15 protein-coding genes and 2 pseudogenes are annotated in these 19,473 nt (G+C 61.4%); 7 read left to right on the forward strand and 10 right to left on the reverse strand.

Annotated features, from left to right (window positions below; all coding sequences use genetic code 11):
- Window positions 1-99: 99 nt before the first annotated feature.
- A complete protein-coding gene (locus IVA87_RS01245; protein WP_247305056.1) occupies window positions 100-405 on the reverse strand; it encodes a DUF2282 domain-containing protein in 306 nt (101 codons plus the stop codon).
- Window positions 406-624: 219 nt separating this feature from the next.
- Here IVA87_RS01245 and IVA87_RS01250 point away from each other — a divergent pair, with 219 nt between their 5' ends.
- On the forward strand, window positions 625-1,209 hold the full coding sequence (locus IVA87_RS01250; protein WP_247332417.1) for a HutD family protein: 585 nt from the start codon (window positions 625-627) through the stop codon (window positions 1,207-1,209).
- A gap of 114 nt (window positions 1,210-1,323) precedes the next feature.
- Window positions 1,324-2,511, forward strand: coding sequence for an adenylate/guanylate cyclase domain-containing protein (locus IVA87_RS01255; protein ID WP_247305063.1), 1,188 nt, complete (start codon window positions 1,324-1,326; stop codon window positions 2,509-2,511).
- Between the two features lie 44 nt (window positions 2,512-2,555).
- On the opposite strand, the gene IVA87_RS01260 is transcribed toward IVA87_RS01255, so the two are convergent.
- The 3 genes from IVA87_RS01260 to IVA87_RS01275 all read right to left on the reverse strand — a co-directional run bounded on the left by IVA87_RS01260 (window position 2,556) and on the right by IVA87_RS01275 (window position 4,225).
- Entirely contained in the window at window positions 2,556-2,852 is a 297-nt protein-coding gene (locus IVA87_RS01260) for a hypothetical protein (RefSeq protein ID WP_247305066.1), read from the reverse strand.
- 157 nt (window positions 2,853-3,009) lie between these two features.
- Window positions 3,010-3,189 (reverse strand): hypothetical protein, encoded by a 180-nt coding sequence (locus IVA87_RS01265; protein ID WP_247280810.1) that lies wholly within the window; start codon window positions 3,187-3,189, stop codon window positions 3,010-3,012.
- A 667-nt stretch (window positions 3,190-3,856) separates the two neighbouring features.
- Entirely contained in the window at window positions 3,857-4,225 is a 369-nt protein-coding gene (locus IVA87_RS01275; RefSeq protein ID WP_247280808.1) for a rhodanese-like domain-containing protein, read from the reverse strand.
- A 192-nt stretch (window positions 4,226-4,417) separates the two neighbouring features.
- On the opposite strand from IVA87_RS01275, the gene IVA87_RS01280 reads away from it, so the two are divergent.
- Window positions 4,418-5,215: an adenylate/guanylate cyclase domain-containing protein gene (locus IVA87_RS01280; RefSeq protein WP_247305074.1), complete on the forward strand. Its 798-nt coding sequence runs from the start codon at window positions 4,418-4,420 to the stop codon at window positions 5,213-5,215.
- Window positions 5,216-5,525: 310 nt separating this feature from the next.
- On the opposite strand, the gene IVA87_RS01285 is transcribed toward IVA87_RS01280, so the two are convergent.
- A complete protein-coding gene (locus IVA87_RS01285) occupies window positions 5,526-6,938 on the reverse strand; it encodes an OpgC domain-containing protein (RefSeq protein ID WP_247332418.1) in 1,413 nt (470 codons plus the stop codon).
- A gap of 546 nt (window positions 6,939-7,484) precedes the next feature.
- Here IVA87_RS01285 and IVA87_RS01290 point away from each other — a divergent pair.
- Entirely contained in the window at window positions 7,485-8,147 is a 663-nt protein-coding gene (locus tag IVA87_RS01290; RefSeq protein ID WP_247280805.1) for a response regulator transcription factor, read from the forward strand.
- Here the strand turns inward: IVA87_RS01290 and IVA87_RS01295 are convergent.
- Both IVA87_RS01295 and IVA87_RS01300 read right to left on the reverse strand, forming a co-directional pair.
- On the reverse strand, window positions 8,142-10,262 hold the full coding sequence (locus tag IVA87_RS01295) for an MASE1 domain-containing protein (RefSeq protein WP_247305081.1): 2,121 nt from the start codon (window positions 10,260-10,262) through the stop codon (window positions 8,142-8,144). The genes IVA87_RS01290 and IVA87_RS01295 overlap by 6 nt on opposite strands.
- Window positions 10,263-11,863: 1,601 nt before the next feature.
- Window positions 11,864-12,154, reverse strand: a complete 291-nt coding sequence (locus IVA87_RS01300) for a PDZ domain-containing protein (RefSeq protein ID WP_247305084.1) — start codon at window positions 12,152-12,154, stop codon at window positions 11,864-11,866.
- 213 nt (window positions 12,155-12,367) lie between these two features.
- Here IVA87_RS01300 and IVA87_RS01305 point away from each other — a divergent pair, with 213 nt between their 5' ends.
- Together IVA87_RS01305 and IVA87_RS01310 are read left to right on the forward strand one after the other, a co-directional pair.
- Complete coding sequence (locus IVA87_RS01305; protein ID WP_247332419.1) at window positions 12,368-13,627, forward strand: MFS transporter; 1,260 nt, start codon at window positions 12,368-12,370, stop codon at window positions 13,625-13,627.
- A 402-nt stretch (window positions 13,628-14,029) separates the two neighbouring features.
- Window positions 14,030-14,317: pseudogene (locus IVA87_RS01310) on the forward strand (Hsp20 family protein); the annotation flags it as partial.
- An 80-nt stretch (window positions 14,318-14,397) separates the two neighbouring features.
- Here IVA87_RS01310 and IVA87_RS01315 read toward each other — a convergent pair.
- The 3 genes and pseudogenes from IVA87_RS01315 to IVA87_RS01325 all read right to left on the reverse strand — a co-directional run bounded on the left by IVA87_RS01315 (window position 14,398) and on the right by IVA87_RS01325 (window position 17,379).
- Window positions 14,398-14,766, reverse strand: coding sequence for a hypothetical protein (locus tag IVA87_RS01315; protein WP_247305093.1), 369 nt, complete (start codon window positions 14,764-14,766; stop codon window positions 14,398-14,400).
- Window positions 14,767-15,066: 300 nt separating this feature from the next.
- Window positions 15,067-17,055, reverse strand: a complete 1,989-nt coding sequence (locus IVA87_RS01320; RefSeq protein WP_247332434.1) for a protein-L-isoaspartate(D-aspartate) O-methyltransferase — start codon at window positions 17,053-17,055, stop codon at window positions 15,067-15,069.
- 112 nt (window positions 17,056-17,167) lie between these two features.
- A pseudogene (locus tag IVA87_RS01325) lies at window positions 17,168-17,379 on the reverse strand (hypothetical protein).
- A gap of 342 nt (window positions 17,380-17,721) precedes the next feature.
- Between IVA87_RS01325 and IVA87_RS01330 the strand changes: the two are divergent.
- Window positions 17,722-18,213, forward strand: a complete 492-nt coding sequence (locus IVA87_RS01330; RefSeq protein ID WP_247305095.1) for a metallophosphoesterase family protein — start codon at window positions 17,722-17,724, stop codon at window positions 18,211-18,213.
- The last annotated feature ends 1,260 nt before the right edge of the window (window positions 18,214-19,473 follow it).

Here is a 19,473-nt window from a genome sequence, read left to right on the forward strand (position 1 = left end):
CAAATCGCCACCCGCGCCTCCAGCGCAACGGCTCCTCATCGCCTTCGCTAGACCTTCTATCCTCTGTCGCACAGCTATCGGCCGTGTGAGAAATGCGGGTTAGACCGGCTTGAGCGAACCTTTCTTGCCGTTCGGCAGCTCGATGCTGGTGCAGGTGCCGCCCTGCACGAACTTCCAGGCGTTGCCCTGGAAATCGACGGTGGATGTGCCCTGGCAGCTCGTGCCCGGCCCCGCCGCGCAATCGTTCTGGCCCTTGAGCGCGACGCCGAAGCATTTTTCCTTTCTGGCGGCGACGGCCGCATCGGCCTCCGCCTTGGTCAGCGGACCGGCGGCGGCGAGGGTGGCGAGGGCGGTTGACACCGCGCCGGCGAGAACGATCGACGTGACGACGTGCTTGGCAGACATCGGAGTTTCTCCTGTTCGAAATGGCATCGCCTGGCAGGCGAAAGCGCATAATCTCCTTCGCTCCGCGCGCAGCCCGCGTTACTGCGCAGCTGCTCACGAATCCGTGAGACCGCTTGGATCTGGCGCACGAAGGCGCGCTTGGGTCAGAATTAGCGGGCAATCGGCTGTTCAAATCCAATGCGGTTGGCAAAATCCGCCCAGCACGGGCATGATGCGGATATGAAAGCCATGCTGCTCAAGCCCGAACACTACACCCGCTCGCCGTGGAAAAACGGCGGCGGCGTTTTCACCGACATCGCGGATGCCCATCGCGCTGACGCACCAGTGAAGGATTGGGACAGTCTGCTCTGGCGCTTTGCCAGTACGCCTATCGTTACGCCCGGTCCGTTCTCCTACATGCCCGGCATCGACCGCCTCCAGATGGTTGTCGGCGGGCGCGGGCTGGTGCTGAAGTCGCCTGCGCAGGAATTCGATGAACGAGAACCTTTCACGACTGTGCGGTTCGCCGGGGAGCTCGAGATCGTGACCGAGCTCGAGGCCGGTCCGATCGAGGTCGTGAACCTGATGGCGCGGCGTGGTGCGGTCGAGATCGAGCTCGAAGCGCTCAGGCAGGCCGGCGATCGACCGTTGTTTGCCGGCACGCATCTGGTTTACGCGGTTCGGGGCGATTGCCGCATCCGTCTTGGCGGGGAGCGTTTCGCGATTTCCGATGGCGGCACGCTGAAGGTCGAACTCACCGAGCCATCGAGCCTCGCGCTCGCATCGGGTTTGGCGGTGTTGGGGTCGATCCGGATCGTCGGCTAGATGGCGCCTCCCCAAACGGCGGCTGCGCACAAACCGGGCAACTGGCCAGGTTGACGCCGTCGCGCCGGAGCAAGATATCTGCCCGATGCAGACCGCCGCTCAAAGGGGCAGAATATGGACGCGCCAGACATTCACGCCCCCGCCACGCAAACCGACAATGTCGTCGACTGGTTGACCAACGGCACGCGCGACGAGCGCTTCGTCGATAACATCTTCGCGCAGATGTGCGTCCGCCTCCAGCAGGCCGGCATCCCGCTCAAGCGGTCGACGCTTCACATCCTGATCCATCACCCACAATGGCTGGGAGCTCGGATGATGTGGTCCGACGGGATGCGCGAGGCGGAGATTGCACTTGTCGACTACGACGTTCGCGAGCGCTCCGAATACATCGGCAGCGCCGCCAACGAGATCCTTGAAGGCGCCGCCGAGGTGCGCGAGCGGCTGGAGCAGGATCGTTCGCTCGGCCGCAAGCACGCGCTCTACGACGAGATGCGGGCGCGAGGCCTGACCGATTATGTGGCCTGGCCGCTCTACCACACGCTCGGCAAGCGCCACCTCGTCACCTTCGCCACCGACCGTCCCGGCGGGTTCGACGATGCGCATATCGCCGGCCTGAAGAAGCTGCTGCCGGTGCTGGCGCTGGTCAGCGAGATCCGCGTCAAGAACCGCCTGGCGCGCACGCTGCTCGAGACCTATGTCGGCCACCATGCCGGCGAACTGATCCTGGCCGGCGCCACCAGGCGCGGTACCGGCACGACGGTGCGCGCCGCGATCATGATCTGCGATCTCAGAGATTTCACAAAAATCTCGGACAATTGGCCGCGCGATGACGTCATCGATCTCCTCAACGACTATTTCGACGCGATGTCCGAACCCATCGCACGGTATGGCGGCGAGATCCTAAAATTCATCGGCGACGGGCTGCTCGCCATCTTCCCGCTCAGCCAGCCCGACGCTTGCGCCAACCTGCTCCATGCCGTGGCCGAAGCCCGCAAGGCCATGGCCGCGTTGAACGAGCGGAACAGTGCGACCAGCCGCGCGCCGCTCAATTACGGCATCGGCGTCCATGTCGGCGACGTGATGTACGGCAATATCGGTTCAACCAGCCGACTCGATTTCACCGTGATCGGCCCCGCCGTCAACATGGCCTCGCGCTTGGAGGCGCTCACGAAGCAACTCGGACGAACGGTGCTGCTGTCGCGCGCCTTCGCCGAACTGGTGGAGAAGGAGTTCACGCTGGAGCATGTCGGCCAACACGAGGTGCGCGGCTTCAGCGACCCGATCGAACTGTTTGCGTATTAGGGGTGAGCGGCGAACCGCGCCGGCTGAATTGGACCCAGCGGCGGCTATTTGCGGTTCGCTCCGGTAGAGCCGGAGTTCGGCATGGCCTGCTGACCGCCCTGGGTTTGCCTGGGGTCGTTGTCCCCTGGCCGGGTCGTTGATGACTTGGCCGGCGCGCTCGCGCCGCCGCTGTTGTTATCCGATGACGTATTAAGGCCCGAGGCGCCGGCCCCGGTCGTGCCGCCTGTACCGGTAGAATCGATGCTCGACCCCGTCCTGGAGGCACCCGCGCCGCCTTGCGCAAGCGCGATGGATTGAGACGCGAGCGCCGCAATGAGCCCTGCGATGACGAGTGCTTTCATGTCCGCTCCTTCGAAGCCAGGCAGCCCCGGCCCGGCGGTCCGGGGGCGGGGGTCGAGCCGAGGCCGCCATTTGCCGGAATTTGTGGAACCCCGGCGGCAGGCCAATGCGCGGGAACGCGGGGCGTTCCTATTCCCGGTTGGCTGCGAAGCAATGCCGCTAGGCCGACCAGCGATCCTGCTCTTCCTGGTGAGCGTGCTCGTTCAGGCGGTCGGCGATTTGATCCGCAATCTGCTCCGACTCGGCCGAGGCGACGGGGTCGCCCTTGTGTGTCTTCAATTTGTCCTTGTCGGCTTCGATCGGGAAGTCGTCAGGGGTCAGTCCGGCTTCCTTGCTCATGGCGCGCCTCGTTGTGTCCAGAGTCCGGAAAACACGCGTGAAGGCTGATCGTTGCTATGAAGACAAGGGCCCCATTGACAGAGCAAAATCAGGCGCCGCCAACTGCCCGGATGACGGTCCCGCTCCCGCCGCAGGTGGCGCAGGGAGCGCCGTCAATGCGCCCCTTGCCGTGACAATCCGGACAAACATCTTCGCCGGTCCCGGTTGTTCCCCGCGGGGCTTCGTCACCGGGATTGAGCGTTGGCTGCGTCCCCGTCTTTGCGCTTTGCACGTCGAAAGCCTTCGCCTTGGTCATCTGCGCCTCCTCGAAAGGACTGCAACGCGCCTCGCCGTAGGAAGTGCCAATTGGTTGAGACCGTGCGAGCCGAGACCTCGGAATATCTCTCCCACCGGGAACAGCGCGATCGCATATGACAGCTGCGAGGGCACGGAACGTGCTCGGCCAGCATGGTTCGCCACGACCCGCTGAGCCGGCTCATCGCCATGTGGGTCCAAAGATTTGGCCGCAACCGAGGCCTCATCCTGAGCGCCTGCCGCCGGGACGACGTCGATTTCGGAGCCCGCCGAACCTGTGACGGCGAGCCCCGCCAGGGCGGCAGCGTCAGTCTATTCGGACATTGATTGTCTCTACGGCCGATCGCTCACGCGGCGTGCCGGCCGGTGATTGCTATTTTTCGACAGCCCCCGACCAGTCCTTGAAGCCGCCGACGTTGTAGACCTTCTCGTACCCCATATCCTTCAACAGCTTCCCGGCCAGGGCCGATCTGCCGCCAGACGCGCAGTAGAGAATGACGGTCTTGCTCTTGTCGAACGCCTTGTCGTGATACGGCGACTCCGGATCGGCGCGAAACTCCAGCATCCCGCGCGAGACATTCACGGCGCCCGCGATCTTGCCGCTGGCGGCAACTTCCGGGGCATCGCGAACGTCCACCACAAGCGTGTCGCCGTTCTTGATCATCTCGGCCGCTTGGTCCGAGGTGATCTTGGGGACTGCCGCGTTCGCGGCTTCCAGCATTTGCTTGACGCTTGTTGACATCTTTTCTCTCTCCCTTGCTGCCCTCGCATGAGGATAGCACATGGATTTGTGCTTCGCCTGCTCCTGACGGTGGGCGTCGGCCCCATGGATTCCACCGCGCCGAACGATGGCAAAGCCCTATTGCCGATGCAGGATTGTACGAATAGGCTCCGTCCCGAAAGCGCTCAACGGTCCTCGATCGGCCGCACATCCATGCCCAAATTCCTTCGCATCGGAGTCCTTCAGTCGAACGTATCCGGATACACCTCGAAGGCCTGGTGCATTCGGCGGGTCGGCTCGGCGGTCTTCCTGAAATGGGGCGCCGTGGAGGTCAATGGCGCCGGCGATGGGCGCAAGGTCTCCTGGTCGCGATCGCCGCAGGAGAAGACGATCCGTTGCGGCACGGCGCAGCGCGCGCAGGACTATGCCAAAGCAGCGATCGCCCGGCGCCGCAGCCATCGCTATGAGCCGCTGACCGGACCGATCGCGCTGCGGCGTCGGTCCGCCAACGCTGGCGCCGAGCTCAAGCAGGCGCTCGCCACAATTCTGATCGTCGATATCGTCGGCTCCACCGCGAAGGCTGCGAAGCTCGGCGATGCGCGTTGGACCAAGGTGATGGGCCATTATTACGCGGCCGTCCGCAAGGAGTTGAAGAGCTCGCGCGGCAAGGAAGTCGTGACCACCGGCGACGGCGTGCTGGCGACGTTCAAGAAGCCCGCCGCCGGCGTCAATTGCGCGACCGCGATTCAGAAAGCCGTGCGCACGCTGGGCCTCGAGATCAGGGTCGGCTTGCACGCCGGCGAATACACCATCAGCGGCGGCGAGATGGTCGGCCTCGCCTTCCACATCGGCACCCGCGTCGCCGCCAAGGCGCGCGCCGGGGAGGTTTTGGTGTCGAGCGCGGTGAAGGAGCTGATGAAGACGCAATCTGCGATCAGCTTGAAGGATCACGGCGTGCACCGGCTGAAGGGTGTACCGGAAAGGTGGAGGCTGTGGCGGGTGGAGGGGTGAAGGGACGTCTCGGCGGGGAGGCAGTTCGGCACTGTCACTGTAATTGCCGCTCGAGCGATAGAAATCAGGTCAGACGGATACGGAAGAGCACTGACTTGGTGGGCACCGAAATGCGAAACGGGCGACCAAGCGTGCGCTTTTGGTGGAGTGGCTCGGCGAGCACCGACAAGCTCATAATTTGGGTGATAGGCGCGGCGGGACCCGCCCCGGCAACCAGACCGTTATGAGCGGCCGGACGTGGGAGCGCGCAAAGGCCGAGCGCCGCGAGCGGGCGCCCGGCTAACGACCGTCGGACATGAGGAATGATCGCTCAGACTGGAATCGTCGCGGTTGCATTCTTGGCTGCCATGGCTGCAGGTCTCGCCACCGCCGCGATGGCATCCGCATTGAGCCGTACCAATTCGCCTGCGAGACGCGGCCCGTGGTCGGATTGCCGCTTCGCGACCTGGCAATCGCTGAGGCGATTCCGCCCGCCGGCCCATCCGAACCCGCGCAGTCCTCGGCGAAACGCCTCCAGGGTGCGCCAGCCAACGGTGCCCCAGGCATCCTGAGGGGCGCGCACACTCATTGGCAGTGCAATGATCGGCAGCGACCTGGGTTTGATCTTGATCAAGTTCAGCAGCGTCGCCGCCACGATCATCGTTAGGACGCCGCCGACGCTGAGCGTGATCTGCATCGCAAGCCCCTCCGATATGTCGAGCAAAGCCAGGAGACTGACGAGCGTAAGCAGAACGCCGAGGCAGAAGATTGGCAACGAGTTCTTGCCACAAAGGATGGCGCCGCGCATCACCGCAGTCCTCAATGCTTGTCGATTGGGTGGCACGAGCCATACCGCTACAACCGCAAGCGCCAAGAAATGCAATAGACGCAGCGGATCGAGATTCGATTTGTCGACCGGATAAGCCAACTTCGTCAGCCCCTGCGGTATCAACGCTTCCAGCGGCTTGATTCTCCAGCTCAATGCGATGACGAGGCTGAAGACCAGATAGAGAATGGCAGGCGCAAGCGCCATGCGTGACGTTAGCCAGGGGCGCACTCTTTCGCCTTCGATTATCACCCAGGCGCCAAGCACCACCAGCAGCTGCCAGGCCAGTGGATTGAAAGCCCAGTGGCCGTTCGGCCACGCCGGCAAGGACCAGCCGAACATATGCACCAGCGCATAAAGCGCCAGCGAGGCGCCAAGCGTCACGTTCGGCAGTCGGAGCAGCAACCACAACAACGGCGCGAACAAGAGGTGGAGAAGCACGAAGATCGGCAACACGTCGGTATTGACCGGGCGGTATTGCAGAATCGCCGCGTGCGCGAGCGTCGCGCCCGGCTGGTCCAGCAGAATGCGCGTATTGCTCTCGTCAGCAAGGGGTTCCACGCCAGCGATGTGGACTAGGATGGCGCAGGCGAGCGTGAGCAGCAGAAATGCGATATAAATGTCCCAGCTTCGCCGCAGCGTGCGGCGGATCACGCTGGTCCATCCCTCGCAGCTCCATACCTTGCCGTAGGCCAGTGCGCAGGTGACGCCCGAGACGAACATGAACACTTCCGCGGCATCGCTAAAGCCGTAGTTCCGCAGGGTCAGCCAGCTTCCAATGTTGTGGGGGACATGATCAAGAAAGATGCACCAGAGTGCGATGCCGCGGCAGGCGTCAATGCGCAGGTCGCGGCCGTTGGCTTTCAGTTCCGGCAGCGCGGCCGCCGATGGCTTCGGGGTGGCGGTTCGGTCATGCATCGGCTTGCCTCGTCCAGCGTGCGACACGCTTCAAGAGGAACGATCGACAGGAATCGAATCTGACAAAAAAGCGGCCTGCGGCGGGTTCGTGAAAGCGCAGCAGTCCCGCGTTGCTTCACACCGACCGGGCCACGACAGCAATTGAGACAATGGCCGCGCTGAGTAAAAAGCTGGTGGAGAAGCTGACTGTCGACATCATCGTTCAAGTGGCGCAGTGTGTAAACCGGTCGGAGGTCGGTACAGAGAGGTGCCTAGGTCCTATGACCAAGGTACCGGGCCGCGGCATCATTTGACGCCGGTCGGAATCGTGATGAGCAATTCATCGCTCGCGTGGACGAAGGCACCAGCGAACTTCGCGCTTCGCGGAGTCCGCTCTCCTTCGTTAGGATGTGTGCCGATTGCAACCATAGCACACAGCAGCCCTACGGCGCCTACTTTGAGTGCTGACGGCGAACCGCTGGACCAGAGATAGCAGATGGACGGTTTCGTAGCTGGGTGTATGATTTTTCATTGATCTCCGGGCGTCAGAAGACGGAGAGCATTTTTATGAAGGTACTTATTGTTGACGATCACACATTGATTCGCGAGGCGTTGCACGCTGTCCTGAAGGAATTGAAGCGAGAAGCCGTGATATTGGAAGCATCGAGCAGTCGAGAGGCCATGCACATCGTCGAAGAGCATCCCGATATCAGCCTCATTTTGCTCGATATCAATTTGCCTGACCGCGACGGCTTCTCTGTTCTCTGCGAACTGCGCCAGCGCTATGCGACGATTGCCATCGTCATTCTCTCGTCCTCCGATGATCAGGATACGGTCAGGCGCGCTTTCAAACTTGGCGCGCTGGGTTTCATCCCGAAGACCACGGAACGTGAAGTGATGCTCAACGCAATTGAGTTGGTGTTCTCCGGCGGAGTCTACATCCCCTCGAAGATTCTGGAGGAAACAGCGGGTCCGCGGTTCGCAGATAAACCCTTGGCTCGCGACTCGCTCAAGGGGCTCGGGTTGACCGACCGTCAGATCGACGTACTGGCGCTCCTGATGAAAGGAAAAAGCAACAAGGTCATTGCCAGGACGCTCAATATGGCGGTGCCGACGGTGAAGAATCACATCACGTTCGTTCTCAAGGCACTCGGCGTGGCGACGCGCACCGAGGCCGTCATAAAAGTCGGAAAAATGGGCTGGGAATGGCCGCCGAAATCCGAATCATGAAACTGCCCCGGTGCCTCTTTCACCATCATGATTCCTAAGGAGCTCATGCATGACAGCGCGGAGCCGCATAGGGTCGACGGGCTTGTGCAACAAAATGTATCCTCTGTCCCTAGCGTCCCGCAGAGGTTCAGCTGCGGTATCGCCGCTGATGAGAATGGCGGGAATTGACGAGCCAAACGCTGCATTGATTTGTTCAATAGCCCGGATTCCGGTCTTCCCGCTTGCGAGATGATAGTCCGAGATTATGAGATCGGGGCGTTGTTCGCGCTCGGCAAGCCGGACCAGTGCAGCTTCGTCGGATCCGGCGGCAAGAACCGAATATCCCCATTTGCTAAGCAATCCGCCCGTTCCCTCCTGCACGATCGGAGTATCGGCAATCACAAGAATTGCCTTGCCGTCGGCCGCCAAGGCGCCGGGGTAGGGTAAGTCGGCGGGCGCCGCGGACCTGACGCATTGATCGACTCTCGGAACCAGGATCGCAAATCGCGAACCTCGGCCCACCGTCGAAGCCAGCTCGATTTGATGGTTGAGAAGCAGGCGAAGCTTGTCGACAATCGCGAGGCCGAGGCCGAGTCCGCCGGACCGGTTCTGTTCTGAGCTAGGAACTTGAAAGAACTCGCCGAAGATATTCTGCTGTTGATCCTCGGGAATGCCGGGACCGGTGTCGCATACTTCGATACGCAACATCTCACCGCGCCGACGACATCCGACCAGGATCCCGCCCTGCAACGTATAGCGCACCGCATTTGATACAAGATTCAGCATAATGCGTTCGAGCAGCATCGCGTCGCTTCGCACCCAGGCGTCACTTGGCCTGACGCGTAGCCGCAGACCTTTCTTTTGCGTCGCCTGGTCAAACGCCGTCTCGATTTTTTGCAACAGGCGCCCGATCGGGAACTCGGTGATTTTGGGGGTAAGCATCCCGGCATCGAGCCTGGAAATGTCCAGGAGCGAACTGAACATTTCATCCATTTCCTTGCGGGTTGCGTCGACCCGTTCGATCGTTCTTGTCCTTTCCTCCGGCTTGAGCGGCGTGCGCAGCTGGGCGACGAACAAGCCCAACGCATGTAAAGGCTGCCGCAAATCATGGCTTGCCATGGCCAGAAAGCGCGATTTCGCTGCGTTGGCGAGCTCCAGTTCCTGCGTGCGCTCTGCGACCTTCTGCTCGAGTTCGACATGCGCGCGGCGCAGGTTTCCTTCCGCTTTCTTGCGGACTTCGACATCCGCGCTCAGCAGCAAGCTTGGAACGGTAATACTGATCAAGAACATCAACACCAGCAGGAATGACGCATTGCGATCTGGCGTCGCGAAGGGGCCGCCGCCCGTATGCGTTGCCCAAATCGTAATGCCCGCAAGCACGAGGGCAACCGTTGCGGTATCGCGTGGACCGCGACGCAGGGCCGCCCATAACATGGGCAGGATCGCTAGAAAACCGAGTGGATCTCGGCCGGGCGTCTGCTCGATCAGGGGGCTGAAAGCAATGAGGCCAACAGCCGCCGCTGTCGCGAGGACCCCGGCCGTTTCCAAAAAATCGTGCCGGTTGAAGGCATGATGTTGGTTTGATGCCCACAAAACGATAACGGGGGTAATGACCAGTGCGCCGGTCACGTCTCCCAGCCACCAGGTGATCCACGCGTCCGCGAAATTCTTCGGCGCGATGTACCCGAAGAGTGCCAGGCTGCTCAGTCCAATGCTGGCGCTGATCGGTGTCGCGATCACGACGCAGATCAGGGTAAATTTTGCAACAGAATCAGGCGTTGAAAACGTCTCACACCCGCCTGACCACCGCTTGATGAGATACGCGCCGGCAACCGCCTCGAGCGAGTTGCCTGTTGCAATCGCAAATGCGGTGGCAACGGAGCCGGCCGTCGTCGCATTGGCGATCATCGCCGCCGCAAAAATTGCGGGCCAAATTCGATATCCCCACAACAGCACCGCCGCCAGCGCGACACCTGTCGGCGGCCAAATTGGCGTTGCGCTGGGATGGATAGAGGCGAGGGCAAGGCCGCCCTTCGCCGAGACGAGATAGATCGCTCCGATCACGACCAGACCGCCGACATAGCTGAGGCCGCGGTATGCATCCATGTCGAAAGCTACTGATCGTTGATCGGACATGGTCGGCGTCCGGACTAGGCAATTGGATCGTTCACATGACTGACTGTTGATCTCTTGGCCGAAAATCAAAGATCGCCCGCTCGATACGGCAGATGCGCTCAGATCGAAATGATCACCGCACTCTGCTGGCGACCCAAGAGACGGCGCGTGCGATGGAGGAGCATCCGGCCGACTTGCGGTCAATCCGTGCGGATCGCCTCACTACTAATGGGAGACGAACAGCCGCCGTTGCGCCCGGAGAAGTTCGCGCCGTCTTTTGTTCGCCCGAGCTTTCGGGGGACGCATCGTACGACGAAGACAGGCTCTCCGAAAGGCCTGGATTTGGACCCGGACAAAGTCGCTGTGTGCGACCAGGGCCTATCTCTCGTTGGAGTCTCGGGGCCAAACCACTTGCACGATAGGTGCTGTGGCGGACGGGAAGCGCACGGAATAGAAGCATCACCATGACCGATGAGATGCTGAGTCCGTTTGCGTCGGCGATGGCGTTTGCGATGAGCGGCGCAATTCTCCGTGATCGAACGATCGCCAACTCGAACTCGTCTTTGAGGCGATCGTGTCCGCACCGTTGTAGTTCCTGGCGACCGGGGACTACACCATACGGCGGCGCTTACAGCGGTACGGAAGGGACAACGTTGTCGGCCGTTCGACGCAACAGACTTTCAACGTTGTTGCCCCGGTTCGTGCGATAGAGCCGCAGGTCTACACTCAAGAAGGAGAGCCCGCGCCGGATCCGGATCTGGAGCGGTAGTGGTCGCCGTTGTTCAAGCGGGGTGGGCGACTTCTATCGGCACCACGGGACCTGCTCGCAGACCTTCCGCAAGTATTACAATCGCTATCTGCAGAGCGGAGATGAAGCGGACCTGCTGCCGCGGCGGCTGCATCGGTGAAGCGAAATGGCGATCGCTCCAATGGAGCCAGCGGCGACGGCGTTGCGGGCGAGACCGATAGCATTGCTTGCCGCCGACGCTCCCGCAGCGAGCGATCGTCGAGGAGGCAGAGAGCGACCAAGAGCGAAGATCCAAATGTCGCGAGGAGGGCAAACTCTGGCGAAAGCTTTTGGACGGTGAGCGACAGTGTTGCGGAGAGTGCGGCGAGGCTGCACGCGCCTTGGAGGACAGTGCAGATGGTGATGCTAAGAACCGAGAGACCATGCCGTCGATGAATCGTGAAGGCAAGGATACTAAGTGCCATCGGAAAGGCTATGACAGTCCGGACCAGCTCGGACCGAGCCAACCTGATCGAGCAGCAATAGAGGCAACGAGCAGTCCTGCAAGCGCTGCTCGGAGCAGAACCGATTTGAGGCTCTCTTCACTTCGACCGCCAGAGGTTTCGATTTGGAATTCCCTAGCGATCCTGCGCCCGATGGCGTCCGCGTGGTTGGATAGCAGTTCGTCGATTGCAATTCGACAAACGGGGAGAATAGCTAATCGTTGTCATGGTGTTTAGGTCGCGGTAGTCGCTTTCGTGCCGCTGGAGCAGTCCGGCGGGTACGAGCACAAATGTTCTTTCCAACATCAGGCCGTGACGCGCGACCTGTCTCCGGACAGGCGTCCGCGCCGGCCGCGGTCCCGCTTTCGGCGTCAGAGAATGCTAGTCCTGGTTCAGGAGACCGCGACAAAAAGAGACTGGCCGTCGCGCTTGACGTGCAGGAGCACCGGCCTGTTCTCCCGCCGCGCGTTCGTCCACGCCTCGGCCATATCGGAGGGTTGATGGACCTCGCGGTTGTTGACCGTGGTGACCACGTCCCCCGGCTGGATCCCGCTCTCGGCAGCCGGGCTACCAGGCTCCACCTCTTCGACCATCAAGCCAGCCCCCAGCCGCTGCCGTGCCGCTTCTGGGATCGGCGCCAGATTCAATCCGAGTCGTTTGCCTGTCTTATCCGATTGCTGCAAATCGCTCGTTCCGCTCCGTCGCTCGCCTTGAGGCTGACCGACTGCGACCGTGAGTTCCTGCGTGTTGCCGTTTCGGACAACGGTAGCGCCATCCGTGACCCCGGGGGGCTGGTCGGGAGCGAGATGCTGTTCGCGCCTTTGGATCGAGGAGGCCGATCCAGCGTTTTTGGACAGCGATGATCCGTTCGACCCCGAACTGCTGGTGGCAAGTGGGTGCGCGATTGGTTCGATGTGACCCAACCTGCGCCAGCGATACCAGTCGAGCCTTTAGAATTCAGGCGTAAAGGCGTGCGCGAAGCTAGGCCGCTTGCTTATGTCGTGTTGTATGTTGCGCTATACGCAGCATTCGGCGCGGCATCACCGTTCTGGCCAAAGTTCTTCGAAACAAAGACCGTGAGTGCCCAGCAGATTGGCGAACTGCTGGCTGCCGCGATGCTGGTGCGCCTCGTCTCCGGTCCAGTCGTTGCAGCCTTGGCCGACCTTCTCGGATCGTTGCGCCTTGTGCTCGCAGGCTGTGCGATCGTGGCCGGCGCAGCCTCCGCTGCCTTGCTCCGGGCGGATACTTTCGTGCTGTTGCTCCTTGCCGCGCTGGTTCAGGCGGCGGCTCTTGCTCCTACTACCGCAATTGCTGATGCGTTGTCGGTTAACGCCGCGCCGCAGCAGAGAGCGGGGAGGGCTTTTGAATACGGCTGGATACGAGGCGCTGGCTCGGCGTCGTTTGTGCTGGGCACATTGGCAGTTGGCCAGCTCATAACTTCTACGGATCTTGCGCCAGTCCTCTGGGTGAATGCGATCCTCCTGATCGCGGCCGCCGGCGCGACGGTATGGGTTCCCCCTCCGGCCACTCAAGCCGCATCGATGGGCGGGATCCGCTCTGCTGCGGACAAAGTGTTCGCGGTTCTCAAGATTGCGGGGTTTCGATCGGTGATCGCGGTTTCAGCCTTGGTCTACGGCAGCCACGCAATGCACGACGCCTTCGCGGTCATACGGTGGAGCGATTCTGGCTTGCCCGCGTCGACAATCAGCTTCCTATGGTCCGAAGCGGTCCTGGCAGAGGTATTCGTTTTTTTGTTCATTGGTCCGGTAATGCTTGACCGGCTTGGCGCGCGTGGCGCCGCTATCGTGGCGGCAGCTGCGGGCGTCGTGCGTTGGTCCGTTGCGGGCCTGACGACATCAGTTTTGCTGCTCTCACTGATACAGCCGTTGCACGGACTAACTTTTGCGCTGCTTCATCTCGCTTGTATGCGCCTCGTGCGGGCGGTAATCCCCATAAGCATCGCCGCGACAGCTCAGGCTCTGTATGCGTTCGGCTCCGGACTGGTGACCGCGCTGCTAACGCTCGTGTCGGGCGCCATATATGCGAGATACGCCGGAGCAGCCTTTCTTCCAATGGCAGGTCTTTGTGTCGTTGCCTTCCCATTCGCCTGGTTCGGGTTTGCGCGCCGGACGGTCCGGTCTGGAACCTTCGGCTGAGAACAGACCGAGCGCCCGATCGGCACTCCGAAGTCAGACCCTGCCGTGGAGAACGCTCGCGTTGCCGCTAAGCACGTGTCGTCCTCGTTCCAGGAGGAAAGAATCGTTGTTGTCTGGGTAACCAATGAGGCGTCGCGACCGAACGCCCGATGCCACCGACACGCCATTCGTCACAGGCACACGGGTCGCAGCCGGGTTCCGCCGCTGTGCCCGCCTCCAGTCATTGCTGCCGCCAGCAGCACACGCCATTACTTCGAAAATTCCGCAGACAAAGCGGTCGCCTCTCTTGAACTCGAAAACAGTACTTCTAATTGGTTGCTTGCCACCGATGTGGTGCCGGACGCGTTCTACGGTTCGGCAGATACCGCCGGAACATCCCGGCGTCGCTTTTATCCATGTTGCACGATCACTGCAGAGCAATCCAAGCTTACGGTGGAGGGCCGCAAGGCCGACAAAGGTGATCACAACTTCCTGTTCCAGGGCATCTCCATGCGGCCGTTCCGCCGCGTGTTCAACCTGGCCGACTACGTCCAGGTGAAGAATGCGAGCTTCGAGAACGGCATGCTGAAGATCGATCTGGTCCGGGAGGTGCCGGAATCGATGAAGCCGATCGCCGGCACGCTGGTGGCGCTGATAGCTGCTGTTCGGATCTGGTACGCGCATGGTGGCCATCCGCAGGCGACAGCGTGAGGCCCGGTCGAACTGGTGGAGGGGGGCCGGCGTACTTCTGGCCTCCCGCCATCCAACTGACCCATTAGCTGCGGCCAGCCTTACTTTTCATTCAGCGCAAGGAATGCATTCCAGGCGGCGGTTGCCAAAATCTGCGACGGACGGCGGCGGCAAGCCTTCTCGAGTTCAGCCGCCATCAAGCCAGTATCAACAATCGACTGCTTCTGGCCGCTTGCCGCGGCCACGTAATTTAGACCGCTCCAGAACCCTTCAACCCATTTCATCACGTCGTCCTTACTGACGCGTCCGGTGTGCATGACATCGCACCCTTCGGTCCCCAGGCCCGCGATGTTGACGCGGACGCGAGCACTTTCTGAGTGGCAGGGCAGGGCAAACAGAACAATCAGCGCGAGCATCGCGGCCGAGACGCGCCGCCAACAAAACCTAACCGAACAACCAAAGCCTGTCATCGATGATCTCTGGCAGGACAGCGCTCTACCGCGTCGCGCCCGGGTTGCAATCTTTCCAATGAACTCAGGTGGAGCTGAATCGATCCAAACGCGTCTCCGCCGCTACACGTCTTTGGAGGATCGTCGTCCGGCAGCAGTTGCGCCTGGTCGGCTCAGAGCCGCCGCTCCGAGCATGTAGGTTGCGGAAAACGCCACGAATGCACCGATCGTCGTGTCGATCGCTCTGCGCCCGTGGCGAACTCGCCAACGGTAACAGCACAAGATCTGGAGCTTCGATGGGTTGCTCCGCGCGACGTCGCTTCACAGGCCGAACGGATAGGTGTCGGGGACGCCGGCACGCCGATGTTCAGGTCCCAGCGACCGGACGGCATGAGTCTCATCGAACCACAAGAACGCATCAAACTGCTGAGGCAGGGAGGCCGCGTAATGGCTTTGCAGTTCGGTGTCCGGACGATAGATAACCCCGATAAACCGTTCGAGGCGCGGGTCGAGCAAGCGACGGCGAAGGCTCTCATCGCGGCGGAACTCGAGCAGTCCGCGCGCCCGACCGGCCTCGTGAAACTGGCACTCGTAGCTATCACCTCGAGAGGCTCGCACCTGCATCACTTCCATCTCGCCGTCCCAGTGCGATGCGGCAGCCACGGTACCGGTGTGGGTGCCAAGTCCGATCAGGCACGCTGCGGTCGCAAACTTCATTCGGCTAAGCTGACCGATGTTGAGCTCCTCGCGGACCGCGCCCATCTCAGTGAAGCGGGCATCGCCGATATGAGAGTTGTGCGCCCAGACCACGGCCTTTGATTGAGGACCCTGTGCGTCGAGGATATGCTCCAGGGTTTCAAACATGTGCGTATCGCGCAGGTTCCATGATTCCGCGCCTCCGTAATACATGATCCGGTAGTAGCGCTCGGCGGAGGCGACAAGACGCGCGTTCTGCGCGGCATCCAGGAAGCTGTCGGGGTCGGTCGCAGCGTAGTCGAGTTGCTTTCCGAGGATGTCCTGGCACTGTCGGACCACCTCCGCCTCGCATTTTTGATAGCCTTCGGTCAGGACGGCACGACCATAGGTCGATGGTTCGCGCTGCCAAGGGGTCAGGCATCCATAACGCTCGCGAGCAACCGCTGCTGCTGCAGGATCTACCCTGTCGAGATAGGCGAGGACGGCCGCGATGGAGCTGCGCATGTTGTAGATGTCGAGACCGAAGAATGCGGCCCGGTCGCCTGCAGGCTTGCTTTCGTTGTGTTCGCGCATCCATTCGACGAAAGCGGCCACATCGGTGTTGCGCCACATCCAGGTCGGGAAGCGCTCGAACGGACTTTCGCTCGAGCTGCGGGACGCCCGCAGACGAACGTATCGGTCGATCGCGGCGGCGTCAGGCCAATCTGCTTCGACTGCAACGGCCGTAAAGCCGTGCTTCTCGATCAGGCGGCGCGTGATCGCGGCTCGCGCCTGGTAGAATTCAGACGTGCCGTGGCTGGCTTCGCCCAGCAACACGATTCGAGAGGACGCAAAGCGGTCGAACGACGCGCCGAAAGCGGGATCGTCGAAAGCCGGCAAGGGTTCGACGGCGGCACGGATCATCTCCGGGAGCGAGCGGAATTGGGTATGTCCGGGGACGTGATTGCTGGCAGAGCGCGTGCCGTCCTCGGCCCATCCGTGTTCCCCAATCAGAGGCACGAAACGGACTGCTCCGAAAGTTTCTTCCTCGAATTCGACGTCGCTCCGGCGAGTGAGCCGCAGCAATGATTGTTCATGTTCGAAGTCGCCGATGGGGATGACGAGGCGCCCGCCGATCGCCAATTGCCGCTTGAGCGGCTCCGGTACCGTCGGTCCGCCGGCAGCGACCAGGATAGCGTCGAATGGCGCCTCCTCGGGCAGACCTCGTGTGCCGTCGGCCGTATGAACGCAGCAGTTGGTATATCCCAGGGCCGAAAGACGGTCGGCGGCGACTCTGGCCAGATCGGCATGCCGCTCGATGGTGTGAACAGTTCTGGCGAGGCGTGAGGCCACGGCCGCGGCATACCCTGAGCCGGTTCCAACTTCGAGCACCCTGTCGGTGGACTTCAGTTCGGCCGCCTCAGTCATTAGCGCGACAATGTAGGGCTGCGAGATAGTCTGGGCGTGCGCGATCGGCAGCGCGCCATCCTCATAGGCGAATTCCTCAAGTCCGGGTTCCACGAACCGCTCTCGCGGGACCTGCATCATCGCGTCCAGAACCCGCAGGTCGCGGATTCCACGACCCGCAAGCTGCACCCTGATCATGCGGTCGCGAAATTGTGTGAAATCCGCCATCGCAGCACCGTCTGTCGGACCAATGGTGATCTTGATAAATCCAATTAGGACCGAATGGCGCGGTTCCTCCAGAGAGCCGATCAAACCAAACCCGCCGACGAATTCGCCGTGCCTAGCCCGCCTCGGAGGGGCACTTCGGACAGGTGTCGCCAATCGAATCCAGAACATCGCGGACCTGATCGGAGAGACGCCGCGTATCTTGGCGGGCGATGTCGAAGGCTCGTGAGCGTGCGGGTCGGCGCGGTCCTGCATCCAGCCATGCTCCTCGCACTCTCGGATGGCGCCGGCCTCCTGCAGCACGGAGATCGCCCAGCCGCGCAGCATCCTGACGGCGGGCCGCCTTGACAGGAACGCATCCTTGCCGACCGTGCCCGTTCCGGCTGCTAACAAGGATTCCAAATTGCGCGCATCCGGCTTTTCCACCTGGTCCGACCGCCTGTGCACAACGGCTTCTAGGCGGCCGAGGCCGGATTTTCCTTCTCCCCAGTCGCGAGGCAGTAGACGTGCATGCGTCTTCAGCACGGGAACGAAGGCTGCGAGCACGCGTTCAGCGAGCAAACTCTGGACTTGCCATGGTACTGAAATAGCGTCCCAAGCTGGCGGGCCGTCACTGCTCGATCCTCGTCACCGATCAAAACGGTGAAGAGGTCGGAGGGGGGCGACTGGATGTTCCTCATTGAAGCCCGACCTCGCATGAAGATTGGGGTGATCTCGGACACACATGGGCTTTTAAGGCCCGAGGTGGAGCGCTGCTTGGCAGGCGTGTCTCACATCATCCATGCCGGCGATATCGGCACTCCGGATGTTGTGGAGCGCCTTCGCCAGATCGCGCCCGTCACTGCGATCAGAGGAAATGTCGATCGGGGCGACTGGGCCAAATGCTTTTCTGAAACCGAAACACTGCAGCTCGGCGGCCGACGCTTCTATGTCCTGCACGACCTCAAGGAGCTGAAGGTAAAGCCGGCCGAGCTTGGAATCGACGTTGTAGTTTCTGGTCATTCCCATAAGGTTCGGATCGAAACCGCCGATGGCGTGCTCTATTTGAATCCGGGAAGCGCCGGCAAGCGACGCTTCAAGCTTCCCATCACGCTGGCAACGCTCGATCTCGATCGCAGTCGTTCCCTCCGGCCGGTAATCCACGACCTCGACAGACTCTGACAGGACGCAGGCGCCTCCGAGCGCGTTGATGCAACCCAATACGTGTTTAGTTTCTGCCCATCGACCAGGTCGATCGGAGGCCGCTTCGGGTCGATTTGATCTTTCTCGGGATTGCCCTGCAGGGATCGTTCGTCTGCCGGTGCGTCCGGCCGAGGAGGGCACCAGCCGTGGCGCCTTCACATTCTGCAGCGCGAGATCGTGCCTAAGGCCTTCGAAGACCGCTTCGCGCGGCAGGCCTCAGCGCGCCATACTCTACCTCGGCGTCCACGGTCGGGCGACCCACGTGGCCTTCGGCTACTTGATCCGGATATCGACGGTTATGTTCGCCGGATTAGCGGATCCAGCCGTTCCCGTAACTCGCCCGCGACCAAGTCGCGCACTCCGGGTGAAGCGCAGCTCGCCAAGCGTGATCTTGACTGGCCGTCCGGCAGGCTCACCTTTGTGGCTTGCGGTGCATCTCAAATGAGTTACGATGCAACCTCTTTTAGAAATTTGTATTTGGACCTACCCATTGGCAACAAGCATTGAATCGATCGTTTCGGCTTATGTGCGTCTGAAGAACCGGCAGGCCTTGGAGAATATGAGAGACCTTCGGCACCAATTGCTCGAACAGCTGCAAGCCACATCAGGCGTTGACTCTGCTGACTCTCGAGATGCTCTACTTGAGGACCTCCGAGTCATCGAGGATGGACTGGAGCAGCTTCAGCTGGATCCGTAGAGCGGGCCCCTCAGAAAGCAAACCAACGCCGTAAATGTAGATAACTTTCAATCTCAACCGACGTCTCGTTGCCGTCTCCGTTCGCTGGCTCCAAGCTGTGGCGCTACGTGAGTCGGGGCATTCATGGAACGGGAGCGGTTGCGGCGCATGTCTGTGGAGGAGCTGTGGCAACTCCATACAGTGGTCAATGACATTCTCGCGTTGAAGCTCTTAGCGAAAAAGGCAGAGCTGGAACGACGGCTTGGGCTGCTTAACCGAGGCGAAAATACCCCATTAACTGGGTATGACCCGGAGGAGTGAGGTCGCCCAGAAGTGTTGCCGCCTACGTGCATGCCCACGCTGACCCATACAGCTCTTGCGTTCGACCACGCTCGAAGACAAACGCCTGTGACGGGCGCAAGCCAATAGCCGGGGCGCTACTATTGGCGTCACGAATCTCACGCTTCAGCCCGAGCTGTCCGGCGGATGCACGCCCAAAAATTGAGCGGGACGCGGGCAACCCGCGCAATTGCTCCCAAGCGTTGTGCAGCAATTCCTGCAGC

This window comes from Bradyrhizobium sp. 147 (genome assembly GCF_023073935.1).
Taxonomy (GTDB): Bacteria; Pseudomonadota; Alphaproteobacteria; order Rhizobiales; family Xanthobacteraceae; genus Bradyrhizobium.

Coding starts and splice junctions, on each gene's coding strand:
- IVA87_RS01245 (WP_247305056.1), bottom strand. CDS start 405: ATGTCTGCCAAGCACGTCGTCACGTCGATCGTTCTCGCCGGCGCGGTG.
- IVA87_RS01250 (WP_247332417.1), top strand. CDS start 625: ATGAAAGCCATGCTGCTCAAGCCCGAACACTACACCCGCTCGCCGTGG.
- IVA87_RS01255 (WP_247305063.1), top strand. CDS start 1,324: ATGGACGCGCCAGACATTCACGCCCCCGCCACGCAAACCGACAATGTC.
- IVA87_RS01260 (WP_247305066.1), bottom strand. CDS start 2,852: ATGAAAGCACTCGTCATCGCAGGGCTCATTGCGGCGCTCGCGTCTCAA.
- IVA87_RS01265 (WP_247280810.1), bottom strand. CDS start 3,189: ATGAGCAAGGAAGCCGGACTGACCCCTGACGACTTCCCGATCGAAGCC.
- IVA87_RS01275 (WP_247280808.1), bottom strand. CDS start 4,225: ATGTCAACAAGCGTCAAGCAAATGCTGGAAGCCGCGAACGCGGCAGTC.
- IVA87_RS01280 (WP_247305074.1), top strand. CDS start 4,418: ATGCCCAAATTCCTTCGCATCGGAGTCCTTCAGTCGAACGTATCCGGA.
- IVA87_RS01285 (WP_247332418.1), bottom strand. CDS start 6,938: ATGCATGACCGAACCGCCACCCCGAAGCCATCGGCGGCCGCGCTGCCG.
- IVA87_RS01290 (WP_247280805.1), top strand. CDS start 7,485: ATGAAGGTACTTATTGTTGACGATCACACATTGATTCGCGAGGCGTTG.
- IVA87_RS01295 (WP_247305081.1), bottom strand. CDS start 10,262: ATGTCCGATCAACGATCAGTAGCTTTCGACATGGATGCATACCGCGGC.
- IVA87_RS01315 (WP_247305093.1), bottom strand. CDS start 14,766: ATGACAGGCTTTGGTTGTTCGGTTAGGTTTTGTTGGCGGCGCGTCTCG.
- IVA87_RS01320 (WP_247332434.1), bottom strand. CDS start 17,055: ATGGCGGATTTCACACAATTTCGCGACCGCATGATCAGGGTGCAGCTT.
- IVA87_RS01330 (WP_247305095.1), top strand. CDS start 17,722: ATGTTCCTCATTGAAGCCCGACCTCGCATGAAGATTGGGGTGATCTCG.